Source organism: Mesorhizobium sp. M7A.F.Ca.ET.027.02.1.1, assembly GCF_004022985.1.
GTDB lineage: Bacteria > Pseudomonadota > Alphaproteobacteria > Rhizobiales > Rhizobiaceae > Mesorhizobium.
In genome coordinates, this window is sequence record NZ_RZOL01000425.1 from 1 (window position 1) to 5,033 (window position 5,033).

Sequence of the window (5,033 nt, forward strand, 5' to 3'; positions counted from 1 at the left end):
TGTCGAGCCGCACAAGCGCCCGCTCGAGGCAATCCTGGACAAGGTCGTCGGCAGCGTCGCGGTCGCGCAAAAGCGAGCGTGCGTAGCGGCGCAGGCGCGGTATTTCGCCAAGGATTGCTGCCTTCTTTTCGTCCATGACCGCTGGTTTCGAGGTCGCCCTTATTGATCCCAATTGAACGCGCCTTCCGGGCACGGCGCAAGCGGCCAGCGCGAAGCGGTCTCCCGCCCCGGTCACCCAAGCAATGCAATAACGCTGGCTAGTGCCGATTTATTCCCGCCGATCAAGGAGAGAGTATCTGTTATAATCTGCTCTCCAGACGAAATCTCAGGTCGAGAACGCGTCCGTGACCGTTGAAAACGTGTCCGGGAGCACGTATATTCAATGCTGTATATTCTGCATATTCGAATTGGGATATGCACCCAGCAAGGAAATCGTATATGTCGCTTTACATTCGCGATGACGAGGTCGACGCGCTGGCCCGCGAGTTGCAATCTGCGATCAAGGCGCCGACAAAGACGGAAGCGGTGCGGATTGCTCTCAAGCACGAGCTTGAACGGGCTCGCTCTGTTCTTCCACTAAGCGAACGTATCAAAAAATTTCAGGATGCCGCGAGCGCACTTGGCCCTGATGATCCCACCTTCGACATGAAGAAATTCATGGACGAGGCCTGGGGAGAATCCGATGTTTCTTGATGCCTCCGCCATCATCGCGATCATTCTGAGGGAGCCAGATGCGGGTCATCTGCTCAGAAAGATGGAACCCGCTGAAAAGCTCTATTTTTCGCCGAGTTCGGCCTTCGAGGCGATCGTAGCGATAGCTCGCAGGAAATCGGTAGCGGAAAGAGGCGACCAAGCTTCGACGCCACCTGCTCTGATCGATCAATGCCAAACGATTGTTATGGGCTTCCTCGACGAACTCAAGGCGGTCGAGATTCCGCTGGATACCGGCATTCGCGAACTCGCGATCAAGGCCGCCCGCGACTACGGTCGATATGTCGGCCATCCTGCCAAACTGAACTTCGGCGATTGTTTCAGCTATGCTTGCGCCAAGGCCTACCGAGTTCCACTGCTGTACAAGGGAAATGATTTCTCGCAGACCGATATGGCTTGAGCCCTACCCGACTTCAGACTTCGCCGCCCGTGTCAAAAGCCGCTGGTAGAACAGGCCGATGCCGATCAGCACGGCGCCAAGGCCGATGAACGACAGCGCCCTCAGCACGCCTTCCAACTCCGACATGTCGAAGATGAAGACCTTCAGCACGGCGATCGCGATCAGCGCGGCCGAGGCGACGCGCAGCACCTGCGATTTCAACCAGACACCGGCTGTGAGGAGCGCAACGCCAATCACCAGCCAAAGCGCCGAGTAGGTATAGGTTTCCAACTGGCCGAGGCCGCTCCACAAGCCGATGAACTCGCCCTTGAAAAGGCGCCTCACCGACAGCGTGGCATAGGCGAAGGCAAGCACGGCAGCCACCACGGCCAGCATCTGCGCATACCATTTCGGCCGCTTGTCCCTGGCGTAGAGCGCCAGTCCCCCGGCGGCGACCGCAGGCAGGAGATAGGCGAGAAACAACAGGTTGAACACCGGGATCCGGCCTGTCGATTCGTCTGACAACAGCGGATTCAGCACGACGAAGTGCCTGACAACGATGAAGGCGACCGAGGCCACACCGGCGGCCATCGAACCATAGCGCAGCACCGAGCTTGGCGAGCGCATGTCGATGGCGACCAGGATGGCGCCGGCGCCGATGGCGATCAGGGTGTAGATCGACTGTTCGGCGAGCGTCATGGCACCCGTGTCGATGACGCCGCCGTGCATGGCGTGGCGCACCAGCATAGCGAGCGTGAGCAGCGCAAACAGCGCCGCAGCCGCCTCCATGGCAAGGCGCGGCCGGCCATTCGTGGTGCGCGCAAGCTGCCAGGCGGCAAAGCCGAAGGCCAGTGCCGGCACGCCGTAGCCTGGCAGCAGCCAGTTGAACACCGGCGTCGTCGACAGGAACCCGGCACCGACGATGGTCGGGTCGAAAGCGACGCGGCCAAGCACCGCGATCACCGCGCCGACCGAAATCCAGCCGAGCACCGGATAGGCGCGCCAGCGCGTAGTCAGCGCCGGCACGATGGCCGCCGCACCGAGCAGGATGGTGGTCCAGCCGGAATCGAAAGCCATATGCACGAGCAGGAGCCCGGCGATGGCCGCGCCGCCCAGGGCAAACGACACCGCGACACCGCCCTTGAGCGGCGGCTCCTCGGCCCGCGCGATCCACTCGCCGCCGGCGGCGAAAATGACGACCAGCAGTGCCGCTGCGGCAGCGTAGACAAGGTCACGGTCGAGATTGCCGAAGGTGAACCAGAGTGCCAGCAGGATGACCAGCGGGACAATGACGCCCCACGCTGCCCATGAGGCCGCGCGGATCTGCGTGCCGGCGGCGAACCGGCGCGCGGCCCAGAAGCCGGCGCCGATGAAGACCAGGCCGAGCACGATGCCGATGCGCAAGGTCAGCGCGTTGGACGTGGCCACCGGCAGTCCGTCAACGCCCAAGGCGCCGCTGGAAAAATCGGAAGCGATCGAGGTTGGCGGGATGATGCCGAGATAGATCAGCACCGTGACGAGTCCCGCTGCATAGACGAGCGGCAGCGCCAGGGGGCGATAAAGCGCGACGACCACCATCGCGGCGATCACCACCGCGCCCGGCAAAGCGTAGCCGGCGGCAGCGAAGGCCGGGTCGACCGACAGGCCCAACGCCGAGAATGCGACGAACAGGCCAGGCACGATGGACGGCCAGTCGAAAGCCCTGGCTGGTCCAGGTTCGTCGTCACGGCGAGCGAGCCAGACAAGGGCGAGCACGGCCAGCGTGACGGCGTCGATGAACAGGATGGCAGAGAGGTTCGCCCCTGGCGCATCGGTCATATAGAGGATGGTCCAGACACCGGCGCCGAAAAAGGCAGCCGCCATCAGTAATTTCCAATCGCGCATGCGGGCGATGGCGCCGGTGGCGGCAAGCACGATCGCGAGATAGCCGAAAAGCGCCCAGGGATTGGGTGCCTGCGAGGCGACCAGCACCGGCGTCACCATGGCGCCGACAAGGCCGATGCCGGCCAGCGCCTGGCCATGGACAAGAGCTGCCGCGATCGTCGCCACACCGATGACGCCGAGCAGCGTGAAGGCGAGTGCCGGGCCGATGAAGCCGTAAATGCCATGCGCGGCATAGACGGTGCCGAACAGGATGAAGGCACCGGCAGCAGTCAGGATCGCTGGAATATAAGCGCCGGCGGCCCCTTGCACCGGCACCTTGAAGCCGGTGCGCCGGATGAACTCGCCGCCGGCGACCAGCACCAGGCCGAGCACGCCGGCCATGGCCAGCCGCACGCCGGGACCGAAAATGCCGGCCTCGATGGTGTAGCGGATCAGGAACAGGCCGCCCAACGCCAGCGCGATGCCGCCAACCCAGACCGCCCAGCGGGTACCGAGCGCGGTTTCGACATCGGATTGGCGGGCGGCTTTCGCCGCTGCGGGAAGCTCCGCGGGTTCCACTGCCTTCGGTGCCGGTTCTGGAGCGGTCCACGGCCCGGAGACGATCTCGCCGGTCGAGTCTTCCGTGTCCGTGGCTGGCGCCGGGGCTGTGACCGCTGCGCTTACCTCCGGCGGAACGATATCGGCCGCGGCCGCTACGTCCGGAGCCATATCGGCGGGCGCGTTGTCGGCCACCGCCTGTTCGGACGGCCTGGCCGCAGGCGGCATGGCTCCCGAGAGCACAAGGCTGCGCAGTGCGCCAAGCTCGCGCTCGACAAGGCCGATGCGGCTCTGCTGGCGCGAAATGATGACGAACAAGGCGATGATGGCGACAAGGCCGATCAGGCTTTCAAACATGGCGGTTCCCCCAAACCAGGCCAGTTTTCACTGACATTCGTCTTACTGACATTCAAATGCGGCGGCCAAACGGCCAGAAAATCCAAGCTCGGAAAACTCAATGCGCCGCCAGTCAACGCGCCGCCAGATTGGCGGCCGGAAAGATCGAGCATGTTTCGGTGCCGAAAGCCAGCAGCTTGCCGCCGGCATCCTTCAGCGTCGCTTCCGACACCGCCAACGTGCGGCCCTTGTGAACAACCCTGCCCTCGCACACCACCTCGCCGGTCTTCGGCGTGATGGGACGCGTCAAATTCACCTTGAACTCCGCCGTGGTATAGGCCTCGCCCTTTTCGAGCAGCGTCTGCACGGCACAGGCCAGTGCCGAATCGAGCAGCGTCGCCGCCCAGCCGCCATGCACGCTGCCCAGCGGATTGAGATGGCGCTCGCTCGGCATGCCACGAAAGACAGCGCGCCCTTCCGAGACTTCGGTGAGAGTGAAATTCAGCTGGAAGGAAATCGGCGGCGCCGGATACTTGCCGTCGACGATGCGCTGCAGCAATTCCAAACCGGTGTATTTCAGGATGTCGGCGTGCGGAATGGTGCCGAGGCCGAGCGGTGAGACCCGGCCAGGATAAAGTTCGACCTCGCTCATGTGATGATTTCTCTGGCTGCGTCTTCGCCAGCTATGGCCTTGCCGCGCGCGTGATGTTTGCGCAAGGCGGCGAGGAAGCCGGTACGAGCGTCCGGCGGCTCGATGCCGCGCGGCTCATAGACGTGGCGGTTGAAGAAGAAGCCGGTGAGCCGGAAGGCGTCGTCGACATCAGCCGCATCGGCGCGCAGGCCGGAGCCGCGCTGCAGGAAGGCCGGCAGAGCCAGCATCTTGTCGCGCCACGGCAAACCGGCTTCGCGCGATACCGCACGTCCCGACTTCGGTGAGACATAGGCCAGATCCTGTCGCGTGCCGGTGGCGGCACATTGACTGAGATCGAGGCCGAAGCCGAGTTCGTCCAGCACCAGAAGCTCGAAGCGCGCCACCAGTTCGCCGGCAACGTCGGCGTCGTCGAGATGGACGATCATCACGGCAAGCGTTTCGTAGAGACCTTCATGCGCGTCGCGCTCGGGCAGCAGGCGCAGATGCGCGGCCATGGTCTGCAATCCGTAGACGGCGACGGCGCTGTCCATCAAC

At 63.8% G+C, this 5,033-nt stretch carries 6 protein-coding genes; 2 read left to right on the forward strand and 4 right to left on the reverse strand.

The features are described 5' to 3' along the window. On the reverse strand, nucleotides 1-163 hold a 163-nt coding region (locus EN749_RS30295; RefSeq protein WP_281061931.1), incomplete at its 3' end, for a sigma factor. 275 nt (nucleotides 164-438) lie between these two features. On the opposite strand from EN749_RS30295, the gene EN749_RS30300 reads away from it, so the two are divergent. Then, nucleotides 439-693 carry a type II toxin-antitoxin system VapB family antitoxin gene (locus tag EN749_RS30300; protein WP_128364541.1) on the forward strand — a complete coding sequence of 85 codons (255 nt, stop codon included), beginning with the start codon at nucleotides 439-441 and terminating at the stop codon, nucleotides 691-693. After that, on the forward strand, nucleotides 683-1,111 hold the full coding sequence (locus EN749_RS30305; protein WP_128364542.1) for a type II toxin-antitoxin system VapC family toxin: 429 nt from the start codon (nucleotides 683-685) through the stop codon (nucleotides 1,109-1,111). The genes EN749_RS30300 and EN749_RS30305 overlap by 11 nt, the downstream gene beginning before the upstream one ends. Nucleotides 1,112-1,114: 3 nt before the next feature. On the opposite strand, the gene EN749_RS30310 is transcribed toward EN749_RS30305, so the two are convergent. From EN749_RS30310 to recO, 3 genes are all read right to left on the reverse strand, one after another. Next, nucleotides 1,115-3,868 (reverse strand): DUF2339 domain-containing protein, encoded by a 2,754-nt coding sequence (locus EN749_RS30310; RefSeq protein ID WP_128364543.1) that lies wholly within the window; start codon nucleotides 3,866-3,868, stop codon nucleotides 1,115-1,117. 112 nt (nucleotides 3,869-3,980) lie between these two features. Next, entirely contained in the window at nucleotides 3,981-4,499 is a 519-nt protein-coding gene (locus EN749_RS30315) for a PaaI family thioesterase (protein ID WP_027162667.1), read from the reverse strand. Further along, a partial coding sequence (gene recO, locus EN749_RS30320) for a DNA repair protein RecO (protein WP_128364544.1) occupies nucleotides 4,496-5,033 on the reverse strand: 538 nt, incomplete at its 5' end. The genes recO and EN749_RS30315, both read right to left, overlap by 4 nt.

What these genes read in the sequence shown, in the direction of transcription:
- EN749_RS30300 (WP_128364541.1), top strand. Translation starts at nt 439, where the DNA reads ATGTCGCTTTACATTCGCGATGACGAGGTCGACGCGCTGGCCCGCGAG.
- EN749_RS30305 (WP_128364542.1), top strand. Translation starts at nt 683, where the DNA reads ATGTTTCTTGATGCCTCCGCCATCATCGCGATCATTCTGAGGGAGCCA.
- EN749_RS30310 (WP_128364543.1), bottom strand. Translation starts at nt 3,868, where the DNA reads ATGTTTGAAAGCCTGATCGGCCTTGTCGCCATCATCGCCTTGTTCGTC.
- EN749_RS30315 (WP_027162667.1), bottom strand. Translation starts at nt 4,499, where the DNA reads ATGAGCGAGGTCGAACTTTATCCTGGCCGGGTCTCACCGCTCGGCCTC.